This is a genomic window from Methylobacterium sp. 10 (assembly GCF_000519085.1).
Lineage (GTDB): Bacteria > Pseudomonadota > Alphaproteobacteria > Rhizobiales > Beijerinckiaceae > Methylobacterium.
The window spans coordinates 3,480,756-3,499,745 of record NZ_KI912577.1; the positions used below are offsets into that span (position 1 = coordinate 3,480,756).

Genomic DNA, 18,990 nt, shown 5'->3' on the forward strand with positions numbered 1-18,990 from the left:
CCATGAGCCGAACCTGGATCGATCCGCTCTCGGGCTTCGAGCCCGAGAAAGCGCCCCGCGAGGTCGCGACCAACGATTACCTCTCGCCGCAGACGACCTGGAACGAGACCACCCGATTCAAGCCGAAGATGTACAAGGTCGGGCGGTTGAACTTCTTCTACAAATGGCCCGGCCACGGTGGCCATCTGTGGTCGCGTACGCGCTACTGGCCGACCCGGCGCCGGGTCCTCAATATCGGCGGCACGTACAACCAGAAAACCATGCGGCGCGAGAAGACCATTCTCGACAAGCGCCCGATCTGGTGGACGATAGCGTTCGCGGCGTTCCTGCTGATGCCCTTCGCGGTTCCGGGCGATCTCTGGAACACCGTCATGACGGCCGCCGCCGTGTTCGGTATCTACGCCGCGGTCAACCTGTGCTGGATGCTCATCATCGGCACGGCCGGCATTTACTCGTTGGCGAGCTACGCGGTGGTCGGCGCTGCGGCCTACGGGGCGACGTACATTGCGATCCTGACGGGCATCCCCTGGTGGATGCTGCCCCTCGCGGGAGCGGCCATCGGCTTGGTCTTCGGCGTCATCATCGCGCTGCCGGCCATGCGCCTCGATGGCTTCTACTACGCCCTGCTCACCCTCGGCGTCGTCGAGCTCGGTCGGGTCTATGTGATCCAGTCCCGCGTCTTCGGCTCAGCGACCGGTGGTCTCTATGGAGCGCCAAGCTACCTCCCGGACGACCTGTCCCAACAGGATCAGCTTCTCTACGGATACTACGCCTCCCTCCTCGTGATGGTCGCGGCGCTCTTCCTCTACCGCTTCGTCAACGGCAAGCGTCTCGGCCGGGTGCTGCGCATGGCGCCGGAGAAGAAGGAGGCCTTCGCCGAGGCCTGCGGTGTGGATTACCGGCGCGCCCGCGTCTCGGTGTTCCTGCTCTCCTCGACGGCGATCGGCGCCATTGGCGGGTTCTATGCCAGCCATTTCGGCGGCGCCTCGCCCAACCTCTTCTCCTTCGACACGCTCCTCCTCGCCTTGGCCATGCTGGTCATCGGCGGAATCGGACGCTCGGAGGGGGCCGTCGCCGGAACGGCGATCGTGGTCTTCATCGACCGCGTGCTCATCGACTGGGGCCCGCTCCGGTTCGTCCTCATCGGACTGATCATGCTCCTCGTCGTTCTTTTCCTGCGCGACGGATTGTTCGGAATCAAACCTCAGTTTCGCGCTTGGCGAGACAAAAAGAAGAGCGAACGTCGCGCAACACGAGCCGAAAAAGGTGGTGAAATGCTCCCTGAAGAAGCAACGGAAACCGAGAATAAGGATGAGATCTACTATCGTCGTTTCGACAAGATGCAGCGTGACTTCATCAAACGCCTCGTCACAAACGAGATCATCGAGGAGCACCGGTCGCGCCCTCTGGGGCAGCACAGCGAGGCACTCGACCGGCTCCTGATCTACTTCCGTCGCCAGGGCCAGGTCGACAAATACGCGATCCTCGTGACGGAAGAGTTCAAGGCCTATCGGATCGTCGCCCTCTCCGGTCATCGCGGCACCGCGCCCCGCGTCGTCGAGGACAAAGTCTACCTGAACCCGAACGAGGCCTATCACGCACTGTTCCTGCGCCGCGTTCAGGATCTGCTCGAAACCTGATCGACGACGCCACACTTTGCGGATTCCAAAGGCTCGGAATCCTACCTCGTAACCCTATCATCGACATTCGGAAGCAGACGATGGCCGAACTGAAAATATTCGGATACGCCAACAAGATATCCGTCAAACCCGGCGACGCGATCACCTTTCACGTCAACGCTGACGGTACCTCGACGGCACAGGCGCAACTGGTCCGCCTGATCCATGGCGATACCCATCCCGCCGGTCCCGGCTACAAGGAGGAGGAGATTCTCTCTCCGCTAAATGGGGCCTGGGACGTCAGGAAGCAGTTCACGCAGGTGGGATCCTACTGCACGGTCGAGGATCCGGAGGGGCGGCTCGCGGTCGACGGCAGCTTCAGCCTCTGTGCCTTCGTCTATCCCAACCATCCGGGTGACGGCTTGCGCCAATGCCTGCTGGGGCGTTGGGACGCCTTCGGCAACCGCGGCTACGGGCTATGGCTCAATCCGGCCGGTCTGCTCGAATTCGGCTACGGCAACGGGCAGGAGGTCGACTATATCGACGGCGAAGTGCCTTTGCTGAAGCAACACTGGTATTTCGTCGCCGCGACGTACGATGCGAAGACCGGTGTCGCCACACTCTATCAAGAGAGCGCGGCCAACCGGTACAACAGCCGGCTGGGCAAGGTCGCCGGGATCGATTACCGGTCCCACGTACGTGAGACGTTGCGCTTCAAGCCCGTGAACCCGCCAGAGGTTCCCTTTCTCCTCGCCGGCGCGCAGGATTTCCACACCCTGCGCGGCACCTTCGTCACCCAGGGTCTGAACGGTAAGCTCGACCGGCCGAGCGTGTACGATCGGGTGCTGACCCGCGAGGACCTCGACGCCTACCGCAAGTCCGGCCAAGGCCCGGCCGACGGGATCGTCGCCTTCTGGGATACCAGCAGCGGCTACACGGCCGAGGGGATCGGCGATACGGTCGTCGATATCGGACCGCATCGCTTGCACGCCGTCGGCTACAATCGCCCGGTGCGCGCCCAGACCGGCTTCAACTGGAACGGCAAAAGCCACAGTTTCCAGGTCGCCCCTCATGAATTCGGAGGAATCGAGTTCCACGACGATGCGATCATCGACTGCAACTGGGCGGTGACACGGAGTTGGACCGTCCCCGAACTGCGCAGCGGAGCCTACGGAATCCGCCTGCGGATCGGCGACGGCACCGGGATTCGCGAAGAATACATCGTCTTCTTCGTTCGCGCTCGCCAGCCGAAGGCGCCCATCGCCTTCCTCGTTCCGACCGCGAGCTATCTGGCCTACGCCAACGAACATCTCAGCTTCGATGCGGAGATTATGCAGCCGCTCGCCGGCCAGTCGCCGATCCTTTCCGAGCTCGACATCGAGATGTATCAGACCGAAAGCTTCGGTCTATCCCTCTACGACACCCATTCGGACGGCGCCGGCTGCTGCTACAGTTCCTATCGCCGACCGATCCTGAACATGCGCCCGAAGGCCCGCATGTCGTCGATGGGGGTCACTTGGCAGCTTCCGGCCGATCTCTCGGTGATCGCATGGCTGGAACACGCAGGCTACGATTACGAGGTTCTCACCGACGAGGACCTCCACCTCGAAGGACTCGACGCGCTCAAACCCTATCGTCTGGTTCTCACGGGCACGCATCCGGAATACGTCTCCGAGGCGATGCTGGATGCCACCGAGGACTATGTCGAGCAGGGTGGCCGGCTGATCTACATGGGCGGCAACGGCTATTACTGGAATATCGGTATGCGCACCGACGAACCGTGGTGCGTCGAGGTGCGAAAATTGAATTCCGGCATGCGGGCTTGGCAGGCGCGGCCGGGTGAGTACCATATGGCCACCAACGGCCAGAAGAGCGGTATCTGGAAAGACCTCGGGCGCCCGCCGCAGAAGCTCACCGGGGTCGGATTCATCTCCGAGGGCTTCGATTCCGCCCGCCCGTTCCGGCGCATGCCCGACAGTTGGCACCGGCGGGTGGATTGGATGTTCGAAGGCATCGAGGGCGAGATGCTGGGCGATTTCGGCCTCGCGCACGAGGCGGCCGGCGGCCTGGAGATCGACCGCTACGATCTCGCCCTCGGCACGCCTCCGCATTCGCTCATCGTCGCCTCCTCGGGCGGACATAGCGACAACTACGTCACCGTGACGGAGGAGGTCCTCTACCCGTACCCCGGCCTGTCCGGCTCGCACGATTACCGCATCCGGGCCGACATGGTCTTCTTCACCGCTCCCAATGACGGAGCCGTCTTCTCGACGGGCTCGATCGCCTTCGGACAGTCGCTGCCGTTCAATAATTTCGACAACAACATCGCCAAGTTATTGTCGAATATCGTCAATTCCTTTCAGAGCCAGAAAAAGGTTCCGGGCTGGTCTTGGACACTCGAAGAAAAACAAATTCGCTAGTCTCGTTTTATAAGCCTCGATAAAATCCATCGATCGATGATGCCGGCGAAGCTTTGTCGAAATCACAGCTCCAAATCAAAGGATCTATGCATGTCGTTGCTATCCGAATCCGAGTTCCAGATCCGCTCCGTGATCGCCAAATGGTTGGATGCCGTGGCCGCGGGCGATACCGCAACCATCGCGGGGATCTACGCCGAGGACGGCCGTATTCTCCTGGCGGGTTCGCCGGTCATCAGCGGCCGAGCGGCCATCGAAGGCTTCTGGCAAGGCCTGCTCACCGCCAGCGCCAGTTCACTGGTCTTCGGTCCAACGACGATCGAGGTCGATGCCGCCGGAACCATGGCGTTCGAGGTCGGCACCTACAGCTTCAAAACCATGTCGGACGACGTATCGACCCACAATTCCGGAAACTATGTCGTAGTTTGGAAGAATATCGACAATTTTTGGAATGTAAGCATCGACGCTCTCATTTCAAATTAGGAGAAAAACTGGCGGATGATGGCCGGTAATATTTAGACTTTCACTTGAAATAGGGGATCACCATGTCATGCCGTCTCGCCCATCCAGGGCAACTCACACGGACGCCCGTCGCACTCGGACTCGCGCTCTCCCTCATCGCCTCGAGTTCGCTCGCGCAGACAGCGAGTCCGGTCGGTGCCCTCGTCGACCAGACACAGCCCCGCACGTCGCCGGAGGTCGTCATCAAGCCGGCTGCGCCCGGAGTTCGATCCGGGCCCCTCGCGCCTTGGGCGACCGAAATGGCTAATCGTGGTCTGACCTTCGGCGTCAACGTCTACAATTTCTATCAAGCCAATCCCAGCGCCGGCTTGCGGACAGGCGAACAATCCAACGGGACCTATTTCGTCCTTAGCATGAGCGCCGACATGCAGAAGCTCGCCGGCATCAGCGGCGGCTCGATCAACTTCACGCAGTCCTTCTTCGGTTTCGTCCGCAACACCAACCATGCCGGCGACATCGGCGACAGCACGATCGGCTATCAGCCGCCGTACAACATCAACAACAACCGCCTTTCGCTCCTGACCTATCAGCAGAAGCTTATCGACGATCGTCTCGTCGTCGAGATCGGGCGGACCCATCCCGACCGCTATTACGGCCTGCCGCCCTGTGGTTCGATCAACTCCTGCTTTCAGGACCTGTTCTATCTGAACGCCGGGTTCACCTCGCCGCTCTACGGCGTCTGGGGCGCGAACGCCGCCTACAAGCTGTCGCCGACGACTTATATCCAGGCCGGTGCCTTCAGCGTCAATCCGGGCACCAATGCCCTATCGGGCTACGACTTCGGTTACGAGACACTGTCGGGCGCGCTCGTCATGACAGAGATCGGGCGCAAGACGGACTTCACCCAGGACGCCTATCCGGGCCGGGTCTCGCTGACGGGCTTCTACAACACATCGGATCATGCCGATAATCTAAGGACCATCGCCGGCACATCCCGCGGTCTGAACCCCGGAACGCCGGCCATCCAACGCGAGGGCACCTCCGGCATCGTTCTCACCGCCAGCCAGACGGTGTGGCGGGCCGATCAGGGGCGCGAAGCCAACCCGAGCCCGACCGCGATTTCGCTCTATACCGGCACCGGCTACGCTTTCGACAGCACGATCCCGATCCGCTTCAACAGCTTCGTCGGCGCGACCCTCTCGGCACCTGATCAAAGCCGGCCCGGTGACAGCTATGGCATCAAGATGAACTGGCAGCGTATCAACGACAGCTATGCGATCTTCCTCGCTGATGCGAATCGTTTTTCAGGCGGGACGGGCGCATCGTTCTCGCGCGACAAGCTCATCTTCGAGGCCAACGCGAATTTTGCGCTGGGACACGGCATAGCCTTCCAATCGGTGGTTCAATACCTCGTCAACGGGACGTCTTTCTATAATCCCTATACCGCACGCCGCCCGAAGGACGGTTTCTACGTCGGTACCGTTTTAGTCGTTCCGCTGGGGGCGCTCTTCGGCCTGTCGGCGATCTGAGTGCCTTTCTGATTGGGGTTCGTGAGGCACGCTTCTCCTGATTGTGGATCGGCTTCGAAGCAGGATTTGGTTGATTCAATCCTGACCCCATAAAGGTTCGACCAAATTGGAGTTCCAGGTGGGGTCAGATCGCCGCCGATCATGACCCCACCTGCCAGGGTTTTTCATAAAATTTTTAAAGACTTAAGCGAAGTTAGGGGAGGGGTCGTCATTCGGGTTCTTCCGCACTTTCCGGGCTGAAGATTTGGCATCCGATCAAGCTTTGCCGATCCCGGCTCATGCAGCATGCAGGACGCGTTGGCGCAGGAGATCGAAACCGGCGCGACCGTACATGCTCCGCTTGATCAGCTTGAGGCGGTTGACCTGCCCCTCGACGGGGCCGTTGCTCCAGGGCTCGACGATAGCGGCGCGCACGGCTGGCTCGTCCTGCCGGAGCCCGGTGACGAAGCCGCCGAGATCGGTCGCGGCTGCAGCTTCTAGCCAGGGCGTCAGTCCGGTGGGATCGTTCTGGCGCAGGAGGTCGGCGATGGCGCGTATATCCTTGGCGGCCTGCGTCAGCTTCGGCGCGGCGCTGCAGAGCGTTTCGGTGAAGGCGCGATCCTCCCGCGACAGTGCGGCCGGGTCGGCGGTGAGCCAACGGGTGATGCGGCGCGTCGAGGGGACCCGGGCGGACGGTGATCGCGCAGGCGCAGCTGCAGCGCGACAATCAGGATGATGGGGGTCTCCGAGCCGACATTTTACCGCTGGAAGAAGCAGTTCGTCGGCATGCGTGTCCCGGAGATCCGACGGCTCAAGCGGCTGGTCGCCGACCTGACGCTGGACCGCTCCATGCTGCAGGACGTGCTCAAGCGAAAGTGGTGAGGCCCGCTGTTCGCCGTGAAGTCGCCGGTCGGCTGCAGGTGGCCTACGGTGTCCGACGTCAGCACCTGTGGGACAGATTGAGGGTCTTCACGAACGGAGGATGGCTGGTTCATCGTAGCCCCTAAGGAGCGAAGATGAAGCAGACATCCGGACCGGCCAAGAAGCCGGCAGAAGCGGTGATCAAGGACATCCGTCGGGCCACACGTCGGCAGTTCTCGTCCGAGGAGAAGATTCGTGTGGTGCTGGAAGGCTTGAGTGGCGAGGACAGCATCGCCGAGTTGTGCCGACGTGAGGGGATCGCCGCCTCGATGTATTACGGCTGGTCCAAGGAGTTCCTGGAGGCTGGTAAGAAGCGCCTGTCGGGAGACACGGCTCGTGCGGCCACCACGGATGAGGTGCGGGATCTCCGTCGCGAAGCGGGGGCGCTGAAGGAGGTCGTAGCCGATCTCGTCCTGGAGAACCGTCTGCTAAAAAAAACTAGGACGGCAAAGCTGGCTGTCTGGTAGGTTTGTTTCTGGGGGCGCCTTTTTGGAGGCGGGGGATGTCGCGAAGGCAATCGCGGACACCGGATGTGGAGCGGGTGCTTCAGCCGGCTCGGCGACTGTGCCCAGCTTGCGGTCGGAGCATGCGGATCCGCTACGAGATCCGACGCACGCTGGTGACGCTTTCGGGCACGCAACGTTTGCGTTTGAAGATCCGCCGCTGCGAGGCGGAGGGCTGCGCCCGCTTCCGCAAGCCCTACCGCCCGGAGGCCGAAGGCGCCCTGGCGCTGCCTCAGCAGGAGTTCGGCCTCGACGTGATGGCACTGGTCGGCGCCTTGCGCCACCGCGATCATCGCTCTGTGCCGGAGATCCACGCGATCCTGCGGGATCGCGGCGTGCCCATCGCCGAACGCAGCGTGACCAACCTGCTCGATCGCTACGACGAAGTTCTGGCCGCCCGGCTCGGCGATCCGCAGCACCTGCGCCGGCAGTTGGGCGGACAGGACCGGATCGTCCTGGCCCTCGACGGCCTGCAGCCGGATGTCGGTCACGAGGTGCTCTGGGTGCTGCGCGACTGTCTCTCCGGGACGGTGCTCCTGGCGCGCAGCCTGCTGTCGGGCACGGCCGAGGATCTGGCCGCGCTGCTGCGCGAGGTGGTCGAGGCCGTGGGTGTGCCGGTGGCGGGCGTGATCAGCGACGGGCAGCACTCGATCCGCAAGGCGGTGGCCACGGTCCTTCCGGAGGTTCCGCATCAGCTCTGCCACTTCCATTTTCTGCGAGAGGCGGCGCTGCCGATCTTCGAGGCCGACCGGCACGCCAAGAAGGAACTGAAGAAGGCGATGCGCGGCGAGCGGGCGGTGGAGGGACGCCGCGACGCCGAGGCGGACCTGGTGCGCAGCTATGCCGGCGCCGTGCACAGCGCGATCACCGACGACGGGCGCGCACCGCTCGATGCGGCAGGGCTGCGGTTGAAGGAGCAATTGGAGAAGGTCGCCGGCAGCCTGGAACGGGTGCGCTCAAAAGGGGGGCCTCGCGGCCGCTCGCGCGGCTCGCGCTCCTGATCGGGCGGGCGCTCGCCGGCACCGCCGCGCTCTGGCCGGCGGTCCGCCAAGGCTTCGTCTTCGTGCATGCCGCCGCCCGCCTGCTGGCCAATCCCGCCGCGGAGACAGGCGCCAAGGTCCGGCGGCGCTTCGACGGCCTGCTCGCCGCGATGCAGCGCCACCGTCGCCGCGTCGTCGATCTCGGCGCGGCCCTCGACCACTTCCGCAAGGTCGCGCGGAGTTATCGGCCCGGGCTGTTCCATGCCGCCGACGTCCCCGGTCTGCCCCGCACCAACAATGCCCTGGAGCAACTGTTCGGCTCGCAGCGCTATCACGAGCGCCGCGCCACCGGACGCAAGACGGCCTCGCCCGGAGCGGGGCTGCGCGGGTCCGTCCGACTCGTGGCCGGCATCGGCACCCGGGCGCACGTCCTGTCCGGACGCGATCTCGGCCGGGTCGATCGGACCCGCTGGCGCGACCTGCGCCGATCCCTCGACGCCAAGCGTCAAGCCCGGGTCGCACGAACCCGCTTCCGACGCGATCCCGACGCCTACCTCACCGCCCTCGAACGCCTCGCCCAAAAGCCAGCTTTGCCGTCCTAGAAAAAAAGCATGAGCGGGGCTGGGGGCGACGAGGCATGAGGTACCCGGCCCCCGAGAAGCTGGAGATCATCCGGCTGGTCGAGCAATCCCACCTGCCGGTGCGTGCCACCCTGGACAAGCTCGGCATCACGCGCTCGACGTTTTACCGCTTGTACGACGCCTACCAGCGCGGCGGCCCCGAGGCGTTCGATGACCATCCCGCGCGGCCGAGTTGGGTGTGTACCGCCTGCCTGCAGATATCCGGAAGCAGATCGCTGCCCTGGACTTGGAGCAGCCTAAACTCAACCCGCGTGAACTGGCGGTGCGCTTCACCGACGAGCGAAGCTACGTCGTCTCAGAAGCGACCGTCAGACGAAGCCGCTCCAGGTTTCGACGTAGGTGAAGTCGGCGACCCACAGCCTGTTCGGGTGGACGGCCTTGAACTGCCGGTTGACCCGGCCGAGTGAGCACGCTGCAGCTGGATCGGGGATCGTCGTCCGGACTGTCTTGCCTCTCACGACGCCTTGTAGACCCATCGCTCGCATCAGCCGTGCGACGATGCAACGAGCCGCCGTCATCCCCCCTCGGTCGAGTTGCCGCCAGATCTTAAGCAGCTGAGATCTCGCTGCCCACTGTTTGGTGGGGCAGGCGGTGACGTCTGACATTCTGTTGGTGATTCAGGAACGACAAACGACTTACTGGATCACCATCACACGGCCTTTGAAGCAATGGAGCCGCCAATCGCGAATTGAATCGCGTGATTCCAACCCACACCCATCCGCTACTGAGCTAAACGGTAAGGCAAATTTTGCTAGAACTATTTTCTCCAGGGAACACAAACCCTTAGCTATCAGCATTCTAAAATGAAAACGCTCACAGGATTCACAATTTATAACACGCCTCAAAGGCCAATTTATGTTGTCCAGTAAATTCAGCCCCCTCCCGAGCAGTCAAATCGAGAAAGGATCCACTCTGCCTCCTAAAAAATATATCATACAAATTGCTCTAATATTATCATTAGGCAGTATGGCATTATTGAGCTCGTTGCTTTATTGGCGCTACAACAGAGAGTTTTTTGAAGCGCAGGCAAATAGCAAGATTATTTCAGAGTTATTGGCTTCCCAAGCAGGCCGCGTAATGCAAGCCTTAAACTTGTCTCACAGGAGCGTGTCTGACTACATCGATCGCGCTGGAGTAAGATCTACAGTCGAACTACAAAGGCTAACTGGGGAAAGACCTACTTACGAATATCTAAGACTTGTAGAGCTCGCCGTTAGTCCTTTGCAAGGCGTGCTAATCGCTGATGCTGAGGGAAAAGTTAGAGCAATTTCTAAATCTTATGTCACAACCGACTATCCGCATAGCAGCATTCAGGGCCGGGATTATTACGAATATTACGCAAATGGGGGCAATGAGGAAAGCTATATAGGTAAATCTATTCAAAATCGACATGATGGCGAGTGGACAATTCCGATTTCATATAAAATATCTGGCCCTGACGATAGATTTATTGGATTAGTGATATGCGCCATCCCGCTAAAATACTTTGAAAACTATTATCAAAGCATAAAGTCCAATAGCAACGTCACGGTGAGCTTGCATCGAATTGACGGAACACTGCTAGCGTCCAGTCTGACTGAAGAAGATAGAAGCGCCGTTACTTCAGGAAATTCGCCTCTGAATCCCGCGGGATATGTTGTTCTTCCGTCAGGAAATCAGATCGTATCGACCAGTTTAGTTGATGACGCTCCATTATTTGTCCGTGTAACGTCACCGGTTTCACAAGCTTTATCGTCTTGGTTTCGAGAATTAATCATTGGCATAATTATCGCCCTTATTTTGAATTTGAGCATACTGATCGCCGTATTCCTGGCGCTGAAGCAGCTGCAGACAGCTAAAAACCTCGTTCTCGTCGAAAGATTTGCTGCTCGTCACGATGTGTTAACGGGACTTCCAAACCGGTTTTACTTTCAGGAGCAAATCGAAATTTTCTACACACAAGCAATACAAGCTGGTAAATCTTTTGCTCTCATATTGTTCGATGTCGACCATTTCAAAGAGGTCAACGACACATTTGGGCACAAGGCCGGCGATGACTTGCTGAGAATCATTGCTCTGCGACTAATAGAGTGGAACGACCAAGGCAAGTTCCTGGCTCGACTAGGAGGCGACGAATTCGCAGTTATTGATGTTGGTGGGACTACGGTGGGAATATGCAATGACGTAGGTGCTAGTCTTGTGCATGCCTTGAGGCAACCCTTTATTGTCAAAGGAAGGCACGTTATGACGAGTGCCAGTATTGGCGTTGCAATGGCCTCGCCTCACGAAAAAAGTTCAGAGGTTTTATTTGATAATGCAGATTTAGCGCTCTACCACGCGAAAGCTAGCGGACGTGGAAAGCATATATTGTTCTCAGATCAACTTAGAGATGATGAATTAGAAAATCGTGCGCTCGCTTTGGATTTACAAGAAGCATTTGAGGCAAAATCTCTATTGCTAGTTTATCAACCTATTGTCGATCTGCGATTAAAGAAAGTCGTAGGATTTGAGGCATTATTGCGCTGGAATGATCCCAAGCGTGGAATGGTACCGCCGGCAAAGTTCATTCCTGTAGCAGAGGACACGCGCTTGATAATTCCCTTGGGAGAGTGGGTTCTAGTGCAGGCGTGCCGTGAAGCGATGGCATGGCCCTCTGAGATTTATGTTGCCGTTAATTTATCGCCTGTCCAATTGCGCTTCAGTGATGTGCGGGTTCAGGTCGAAGCGGCTCTTGCAAATACAAAATTACAAGCAACTCGATTGGAAGTCGAGATTACAGAATCTGTACAACTAGATAGTGGCGGATCCGGTCAAACATTACACGATCTTAGGGCAATGGGAGTTGGAGTTTCACTTGATGATTTTGGAACGGGATATGCATCACTGAGTTACCTGCGCAGCTTCCCATTTGATCGAATTAAAATTGATCAATCCTTTGTGAGAGAAATGCTTATATCAAAAAACTCGGCAGCCATCGTAGATACCGCAGTATATTTAGCGGATCGTATGGATATTGTGGTGACAGGTGAAGGCGTGGAAACAGTCGAGCAAATTGAGAGACTTCGGAAAATAGGCTGCACCAAAGCACAGGGCTTTCTTATCGGACGGCCAATGCCCGCCGAGGATGTGCAGGTATTTTTGCGCTCTTGGCAATATCCAGTCTCCACAGAGGAGCCTTGTCTGTCTTCTCTGGTAACAGGTTGAACACAACGGAGGCGGCGGCATGATAGATGGGAGCTATAAGCTCATCCTAATCGAGATCGAGTCAACTGCCATTCGCCCCCCCCCACATGGCACTATCTCGATTCTACCGTTGAGCCGGCAGGCCTCTCGGAAACTGCGCTCGCGGCCGACCTGGGCATTGAGTCTGGCCTTGAGCTGCGAATTCAGCCGCCTGTTGGCGGCGTGAACCTAGGGCCAGCGCTGAACTCAGACGTCGCCGCGTGTCGAGCCGGCCTGAGCGTCGGCCTCCCTATGCCCCACCCAAGCACCGATGAGCCAGAGTCGGGCAAGGGTTGTCGGGTACTGCTGGGGCGGGTTGGGACCGTCGCGAGGCGAAACGGCACGTGGTTGATGTGTCATGATATCAGGATGTTGTGGCTGCCCGGATCTGCCATTCCATGCTGATAGCACCTCTTGGAGGCTAAGCGGCCATCCCAGCGGCTCTGTTCGAATGGCCGCTAATGGCGCAAAGCGGCGATGATGAACGACTCGATTGGGTGGTTTACAGAATTTCTGCTTCCGGTGTGTAGAACGCGAAAAGCTGACGTTCGGCCATGAACGCTCGGTCAATCCGCTGTAGAATTTTGACCGTGTTGAACTCGACGACGATGGAGTCGGCGATCCGATGAGCGGATGTCCTCGTCGCTCTCAGTCCCATTCCAACATGAGCCAGCCAGCTCCGCCGTCGCCGCCGGCGACGCCCCACTGGGTTCGCCGGGAAAAGAAGCCATCTTGTGTTCCCGCACGCCCGGGCCCTACGTCTTGTCTACGTTCGGCCTATGCCGTCCCTGGGAGGGGACCCCGATCACGCTGACGTTCGCGCTTAGATAGCAGGGCCGATACAGAGCTTTCAGTCATCGGGCGCGCGAAATAGTAACCTTGGACATGCGAGCAGCCCATGTCAGAAAGTATCTTGGCCTCCTCCGCCCTTTCGATGCCCTCGGCAACAATGGACACATTCAGCGCCGCCCCCAGCTTCACCAGAAGGTCGACGATCGCCAGGGTTCGCTTGTCACTATCTAGTCCGGAGATGAAAGAACGGTCGATCTTGATCGTGTCGACCGGGAACCGATTGATGTAGCTCAAGCTCGAATAGCCGGTGCCGAAATCATCAAGTGCGATACGGACACCGAGGGCCCGGATGTTCTCAAGCGCGGAAGCCACGCTTGAGGATGGAAGTAAAAAAATACCTTCGGTGATCTCGATCTGAAGCGACCGGGGATCTAAGTTGAATTCGGTTAGGACCGCTTTCAGCCTATCGACGAAACTTGGGTCATTTAACTTAGTTGCCGAAATATTGACGCTCATGTGCAGTGAGTCGTCGAGAAAGCGGTCTTTCCATGCCCGCAACTGTGCACAAGCTTCCCTTAGAACCCAAAGGTCGATGTGACGGATGAGGCCGATTTCTTCAGCAGCCGGGATGAATTGGGCGGGGGAGACCAAGCCGCGCTCGGGGTGCTGCCAGCGGATCAGGGCCTCGAAGCCGTCGATGACGCCGCTCGCCAAGTCAAAGATGGGTTGGTAGTGAAGGAGGAACTCGCTGCGTTCGAACGCCAACCGGACATCGGTCTGCAGGGCTAGGGCAGCTTTCGCCTCAGCCCGCATCGACTCACTGAAGATAGCGTAATCGCCTTGTCCGGCGCGCTTTGCCTGGTACATCGCGACGTCAGCGTCGCCGATGAGATCCTCCGGGCTCCGGTACGATGCGGTCGCCTGCACGATGCCGATGCTGCAGGATGGGAAGATATCCTGCCTACCCAGCCGTATCGGTATGCGCATGGCGGAAATGATAGCCTCGGCGACCTCCACGGAAGTCGCGAGGTTCGCGGGGGCCTCGATCAGCAGCGCGAACTCGTCGCCACCTATCCTGGCGAGCGTGTCCTGCGGGCGCGCGCACCGTTTCAGCCGTCGCCCGATCTCCTTGAGCAAGGCATCCCCGGCGCCGTGACCCATGCTGTCGTTCACGACCTTGAACCGATCCAGGTCGAGGAAGATCACCGCGCATCTGTCCGCCTGCCCAGCGTCTGGGCTCGCGATGGCGAGGGTCAGGCGATCCATGAAGAAGGCGCGGTTGCGCAGGCCCGTTAGGCTGTCATGGAAGGCGGTGTAGAGAAGCTCCGCCTCGATTCGCTTGCGCTCTTGGAGCTCGCTTGCGAAAACTTCGTTCTTGATCTCGGCGACGCGGACACGGGTCGCGAGTTCCTCGGTTTCCTTACGTTCCGTGATGTCACGCTGAACGGACACCCAGTGCGTGAACCATCCGGCTTCGTTCGCCACCGGCACGATGCTGAGTTCGACCCAGAACTCCGTCCCATCCTTTCGGTAGTTGATCAGCTCGATCTCGATAGGCTTCCAGCGCGCGAACGCATCACGCAGTTTCGCACGAGATGCAGGGTCCGTTTTCGGGCCTTGCAGGATGCGGGGCGTCTGGCCGAGCACATCCACCTCGCTATAGCCGGTGGTACGGGTGAAGGCCGCGTTGCAGTAGAGGATGCGTGGACCGGGCAGATGGGTCGGCTCCGCCTCGGTGATGAGGATCGAGTCGCGGGCATGGATCGCTACGGATTCGAGCAGCCGAAGGCGTTCGCTCTGGAGCCTGTAGCGCGCGTCCGGCTCCGTGGATGGAGCGCGGTGAACCAGGTTGAGGTCGAGCAGGGTGGCGAGATGGGCGGCTTGGGCGCGCAGCACGTAGATTTGTGCGGGGCTGAGATCGGTTCGAAAATCGCCGCCGGCGACCAGAAGCATGCCTTGAACACGGTCCGAGCTTCGAACGATGGCGCCCGATACGAAGCCCTCGAAAGTGATGCCGTCGATCCGCAGGCGGAGTTGCGAGGCATCGTAAGGGGCCTCGGCGATATCAGAGACGATCTTGATCTTATGGGCGATGCCGTTCTTGTCGGGTGAGGGTTGGGCCATGACAAGTTCAATGCCCCCTCGACCGAACGTCCCTACGCTTCCAAGCAACCTAAAACCGTTAGGCTCCCAGACGTAGAACATCGCGGAGGTGCAGACCGTCGCTTTCACCGTGACGTTGAGGATTTGCCTGCACAATTGCATGTCTTGCAGTGCAAGGCACAGACAAGCGGGGTCCGGATGTGGCGGCGTATACATATCTGTCGAGGTATCGACGAGCATACGACATCACCTTGATGGTCTTACGTCTGATTATTTCAAGCGCGAAAGATTGTGGTTTTGGCAAAAAACTAGAGGTACATTCAGGGATTTGGGCCAATCAAATTCCATGGACCGGATAACCTAATAATGACTGAATTGCCAAGTTGCTATCTGTCCCTGCGACCTTGGGTCAGAACAGGGGCCCTCACGGATCGGCGCCCAAGGAAACCAGCGGGCAATGGGGGGACGGGAACGCTGCCTCGGTAAAGGGTCCGCCCGGGTCAGCACGCTGATCCGGAAGAACCTGATAGCTGCTACGGCGCGGAACACAGACCGATTGTCGCGTGGACTATCGGCAGGCTTACAAGAGAGCGCGACTCCGAGCGTAGCGCGTGGCAGGTAGTGACGTCCGTGATCCGGTACGTTTTCTCGGTCTTGCAGCTTGCCGGGCATATCGTCCGATCCAGAGCGGCTTAGGCGGCCGCAACCATCCGAAGCCCGTCGTTCCACGGCAAGTAGCTGTGTGCGCCTCCGAAGTTCGAAGAAGGTGACAGATGCGCCAGCAAGGCATCGCGAGTAATCTGTCCATCCCTCAGCCGGCATTGGTGGCAAGCAGACCGACCGGTCTCCGAGAGTTTTATTCACAAACGGACGTTCAACGGGTTAATCCGGTCGATCGCTCGCCACCTATGCTTTGACGCGAGACGCAGCACGGCGGAAATGGAATCGTGAGTGGTCAATCAGTCTTTTAACGCAGCGGCCTGTCGCTCGAAGCTGGCGAGATCAAAGTAATCGCGCCATTCCGTGATCACTCCATCGTTAACGCGCATGCTGCCCATGGTGGGAAGAATGATGCGGCCGCCGTTCCGGTCGGTGAAGAGATCGAGTCTTTCGGTCAGAACGGTATCGCCATCTTGTGCGATGTGCAGGAGCTGCCATTCGACGCGAATACGGCTACCGACCCCGAAGGTCTCATGGAAGCTTCGCGCGTTCTCCCGCCCCCTGATCTCGGGCAACGGGATGTTGTGGTAGACGACGTCCTCGGCCAGGAGATCGATTGCGTCATCGAAGCGATCTGCGTTGATGCGTTCGAAGAACAGACGCACAAGGGCGATATCGGGGGTGTCCTCGGTCATGGCGTGGCTTGTTTCTCCTGAATTGCACCAATCGTCGTTATTAGATCATAGAATGAGCCCGCCATGGTGCTGGTAGTCGGGCGGGCAGGCCATGATGGCTGGCGGACTACGTCGTGGGGGCCCGCCAGCACCAAGAGACCTACCCTCGGATGAAGGCGAGTATGTCGGCGTTGAGCGTGTCGGCGTTTACGGTGAGCATGCCGTGGCTGAAGCCCGGATAGGTCTTCAGTGCACCATTGCGGAGAAGCTTGATCGTCTCGCGCGCCGCGGCATCAATCGGTACGATCTGGTCGTCCTCGCCGTGCAGGACGAGAGTCGGGACGCTAATCGCCTTCAGGTCCTCGCGCTGGTCGGTTTCCGAGAAGGCTGCAATGCCGTCGTAGTGCGCCTGGGCGCTTCCCATCATGCCCTGGCGCCACCAATTCGTAATTACGCCTTGGTGCACCGTCGCGCCGTCACGGTTGAAGCCGTAGAAGGGGCCCGACGGCACGTCGAGGAAGAACTGCGCTCGGTTAGCGGCGAGCCCTTGGCGGAATCCGTCGAAGACCGACAGTGGCAAGCCGCCCGGATTGTCGGGTGTCTGAAGCATGAGCGGTGTCACGGCGCTGACGAGCACGACCTTGGCGACACGGCCGTCCGGTTGACCGTGCCGGGCGACATAGCGGGCGACCTCACCGCCACCGGTGGAATGGCCGACATGGACGGCGTCGCGGAGGTCGAGGTGCCGAACGACGGCGGCCGCATCCGCGGCGTAAGCGTCCATCGTGTGCCCATCCGAAACTTGCGCCGAACGACCGTGACCGCGCCGGTCATGCGCGACGACGCGGAAGCCTGCTGCCAGGAAGAACAGCATCTGCGTGTCCCAATCGTCGGAGGAGAGAGGCCAGCCATGGTGGAAGACGATGGTCTGTGCATCCCTAGGACCCGAGTCCTTGAAAAAGATCTCGACACCGTCGGAGGTGGAGACGAAGGGCATAGATGTTCTCCTGCTGTTTGCTAAGTAATGTAAATCGGTCTTGGGCGTAAGGCTGATCGACTTCAGAGCGAATACGATGCGACTGCGCTTGGCTGCCCCGTGATCAAGCGAATTTGACGAGGTTGATGGCTGCCAGCGGTCCTCCCGGAAATTGGATGAGACGACCACCACTCGCGAGAGGACCAAGATCGATGCCAAGGAAGCCAAGTCGGTCGATAAGGATGTGTACCGCCGCCTTCGCTTCGGTATCGTCTCCTGCGTAGAAGAGCACCCGTCGACCGCCTTCGCTGGTTGGATCGTCCGATAGAAGTTGTGGCCGGAGATGGTTGAACGCCTTTACCACCCGAGCCCCGGGGACGAGCCTGGCGAGGACTTCAGAGGACGAAGCTCCGCCGAGTTCCACTGGCTTGAACAGCGGTGCCTCAATCGGGTTGTTGGCGTCGACCACGATGCGACCGCCGAAGTCGGGAAGCCCAGCGAGCGCTGCAGGTAGCTTCGACCAGTTTACCGCAACGAAGACGATCTCGCGCGACGCGGCCTCCTCGCGCGTTCCGGCCGTGATTGTCGGGCTCAGCGTTCCGACAGCGTCAGCGAGGCTTTCAGGACCACGGCTGTTGGCAAGTATCGCCGGGATGCCGTGTTTGGCCAAGGTGCTGGCAATGGCCCGCCCGATTTGGCCTGCACCGATGATGCCGATGGAGGGCATGAGAGTGTCCTTGCTCGGGGGATCGCTTTGGGCAGTCAGGCGGATTGCCCGCCGTCGACATTCAGCGTGGCACCGGTGATGTACCCGGCATCAGGGCCGACAAGGAACGCGACCGCTCCGGCGATGTCTTCGGGTCGGCCGTAGCGGCCGAGGGCTGCGAGACCCTTCAGCGTCGCTGCAAATGGGCCATCCTCGGGGTTCATCTCGGTGTTAATCGCACCCGGCTGGACGATGTTGACGGTGATGTTGCGGGGACCGAGATCCCGCGCCCATCCTCGCGTGTAGGCCGCGACGGCAGCCTTGGTCGCGACGGAGTCCGCTGCGCCGGCGAACGGTACGTGCACGGCACCTGTCGTACCGATCGAGACGATGCGTCCGCCGCTTGTCATCAGGGGAGCGGCGGCACGGGCTGCGGCAGCGACACCCTTCACATTGATGTCGAGTTGCCGATCGAAAGTAGCGCGATCACCGTCCGGATCGTCCACCATCCCGGTGACGAAGACGCCGGCTGAATTCACCAGGACGTCGAGCCGCCCATACGTCTCATGCACATGCCGAACCAAGCCGGAGACTTCCGCTGCGTCTGCTTGGTCAGCTCGGATGGCAAGGGCACGGAGACTGGCGGCTTCCAGTTCGGCCACAAGATCATCGGCCCTCTCCCGCGACGCGGCGTAGCTGAAGGCCACATCAGCGCCGTCACGTGCCAAGCGGCGAACGATGGCAGCACCGATGCCACGTGATCCACCGGTGACAAGGGCTACCTTGCCTGCAAGGGGGGACAAATCTTGGACCATGGCACTGCTCCT

At 59.9% G+C, this 18,990-nt stretch carries 11 protein-coding genes and 5 pseudogenes; 9 read left to right on the forward strand and 7 right to left on the reverse strand.

Annotated elements, in window-relative coordinates; all coding sequences use genetic code 11:
• Nucleotides 1-2: 2 nt before the first annotated feature.
• The 4 genes from K368_RS0116285 (at nucleotide 3) to K368_RS0116300 (ending at nucleotide 6,027) form a co-directional block, all read left to right on the forward strand.
• Nucleotides 3-1,640 carry a branched-chain amino acid ABC transporter permease gene (locus K368_RS0116285; RefSeq protein WP_027173257.1) on the forward strand — a complete coding sequence of 546 codons (1,638 nt, stop codon included), beginning with the start codon at nucleotides 3-5 and terminating at the stop codon, nucleotides 1,638-1,640.
• Between the two features lie 80 nt (nucleotides 1,641-1,720).
• Nucleotides 1,721-4,039: a N,N-dimethylformamidase beta subunit family domain-containing protein gene (locus K368_RS0116290; protein ID WP_027173258.1), complete on the forward strand. Its 2,319-nt coding sequence runs from the start codon at nucleotides 1,721-1,723 to the stop codon at nucleotides 4,037-4,039.
• A 90-nt stretch (nucleotides 4,040-4,129) separates the two neighbouring features.
• On the forward strand, nucleotides 4,130-4,519 hold the full coding sequence (locus K368_RS25635; RefSeq protein ID WP_051439901.1) for an SgcJ/EcaC family oxidoreductase: 390 nt from the start codon (nucleotides 4,130-4,132) through the stop codon (nucleotides 4,517-4,519).
• A 62-nt stretch (nucleotides 4,520-4,581) separates the two neighbouring features.
• A complete protein-coding gene (locus K368_RS0116300; protein ID WP_027173259.1) occupies nucleotides 4,582-6,027 on the forward strand; it encodes a carbohydrate porin in 1,446 nt (481 codons plus the stop codon).
• Between the two features lie 276 nt (nucleotides 6,028-6,303).
• On the opposite strand, the pseudogene K368_RS27430 reads toward K368_RS0116300, so the two are convergent.
• Nucleotides 6,304-6,717, reverse strand: a pseudogene (locus K368_RS27430) (transposase); the annotation flags it as partial.
• 18 nt (nucleotides 6,718-6,735) lie between these two features.
• Between K368_RS27430 and K368_RS26760 the strand changes: the two are divergent.
• From K368_RS26760 to K368_RS25650, 4 genes and pseudogenes are all read left to right on the forward strand, one after another.
• A pseudogene (locus K368_RS26760) lies at nucleotides 6,736-6,941 on the forward strand (IS3 family transposase); the annotation flags it as partial.
• An 81-nt stretch (nucleotides 6,942-7,022) separates the two neighbouring features.
• Nucleotides 7,023-7,364: pseudogene (locus K368_RS0116315) on the forward strand (transposase); the annotation flags it as partial.
• 149 nt (nucleotides 7,365-7,513) lie between these two features.
• Nucleotides 7,514-9,012 (forward strand): ISNCY family transposase gene (locus K368_RS26140; RefSeq protein WP_197031023.1). Its coding sequence is split into 2 segments (ribosomal slippage): nucleotides 7,514-8,399 and nucleotides 8,399-9,012, totalling 1,500 coding nucleotides; the frame shifts between segments, so codons are not numbered across the junction.
• A pseudogene (locus K368_RS25650) lies at nucleotides 9,009-9,367 on the forward strand (helix-turn-helix domain containing protein); the annotation flags it as partial. The gene K368_RS26140 and the pseudogene K368_RS25650, both read left to right, overlap by 4 nt.
• Here K368_RS25650 and K368_RS26145 read toward each other — a convergent pair.
• Nucleotides 9,363-9,599 (reverse strand): annotated as a pseudogene (locus K368_RS26145) (IS3 family transposase); the annotation flags it as partial. The pseudogenes K368_RS25650 and K368_RS26145 sit on opposite strands and share 5 nt — an antisense overlap.
• Nucleotides 9,600-9,906: 307 nt before the next feature.
• Here K368_RS26145 and K368_RS26150 point away from each other — a divergent pair.
• Nucleotides 9,907-12,234 carry an EAL domain-containing protein gene (locus K368_RS26150; protein ID WP_081739599.1) on the forward strand — a complete coding sequence of 776 codons (2,328 nt, stop codon included), beginning with the start codon at nucleotides 9,907-9,909 and terminating at the stop codon, nucleotides 12,232-12,234.
• Nucleotides 12,235-13,029: 795 nt separating this feature from the next.
• On the opposite strand, the gene K368_RS24855 is transcribed toward K368_RS26150, so the two are convergent.
• The 5 genes from K368_RS24855 to K368_RS0116360 all read right to left on the reverse strand — a co-directional run bounded on the left by K368_RS24855 (nucleotide 13,030) and on the right by K368_RS0116360 (nucleotide 18,978).
• Nucleotides 13,030-15,387 carry an EAL domain-containing protein gene (locus K368_RS24855; RefSeq protein WP_197031024.1) on the reverse strand — a complete coding sequence of 786 codons (2,358 nt, stop codon included), beginning with the start codon at nucleotides 15,385-15,387 and terminating at the stop codon, nucleotides 13,030-13,032.
• 719 nt (nucleotides 15,388-16,106) lie between these two features.
• On the reverse strand, nucleotides 16,107-16,502 hold the full coding sequence (locus tag K368_RS0116345; RefSeq protein WP_027173263.1) for a limonene-1,2-epoxide hydrolase family protein: 396 nt from the start codon (nucleotides 16,500-16,502) through the stop codon (nucleotides 16,107-16,109).
• 139 nt (nucleotides 16,503-16,641) lie between these two features.
• On the reverse strand, nucleotides 16,642-17,478 hold the full coding sequence (locus tag K368_RS0116350) for an alpha/beta hydrolase (RefSeq protein WP_027173264.1): 837 nt from the start codon (nucleotides 17,476-17,478) through the stop codon (nucleotides 16,642-16,644).
• A 103-nt stretch (nucleotides 17,479-17,581) separates the two neighbouring features.
• The gene (locus K368_RS0116355) at nucleotides 17,582-18,184 is read right to left on the reverse strand and encodes an NAD(P)-binding domain-containing protein (RefSeq protein WP_027173265.1); all 603 of its coding nucleotides are present in this window, start codon (nucleotides 18,182-18,184) and stop codon (nucleotides 17,582-17,584) included.
• 35 nt (nucleotides 18,185-18,219) lie between these two features.
• Nucleotides 18,220-18,978: an SDR family oxidoreductase gene (locus K368_RS0116360; RefSeq protein WP_027173266.1), complete on the reverse strand. Its 759-nt coding sequence runs from the start codon at nucleotides 18,976-18,978 to the stop codon at nucleotides 18,220-18,222.
• Nucleotides 18,979-18,990 lie beyond the last annotated feature (12 nt).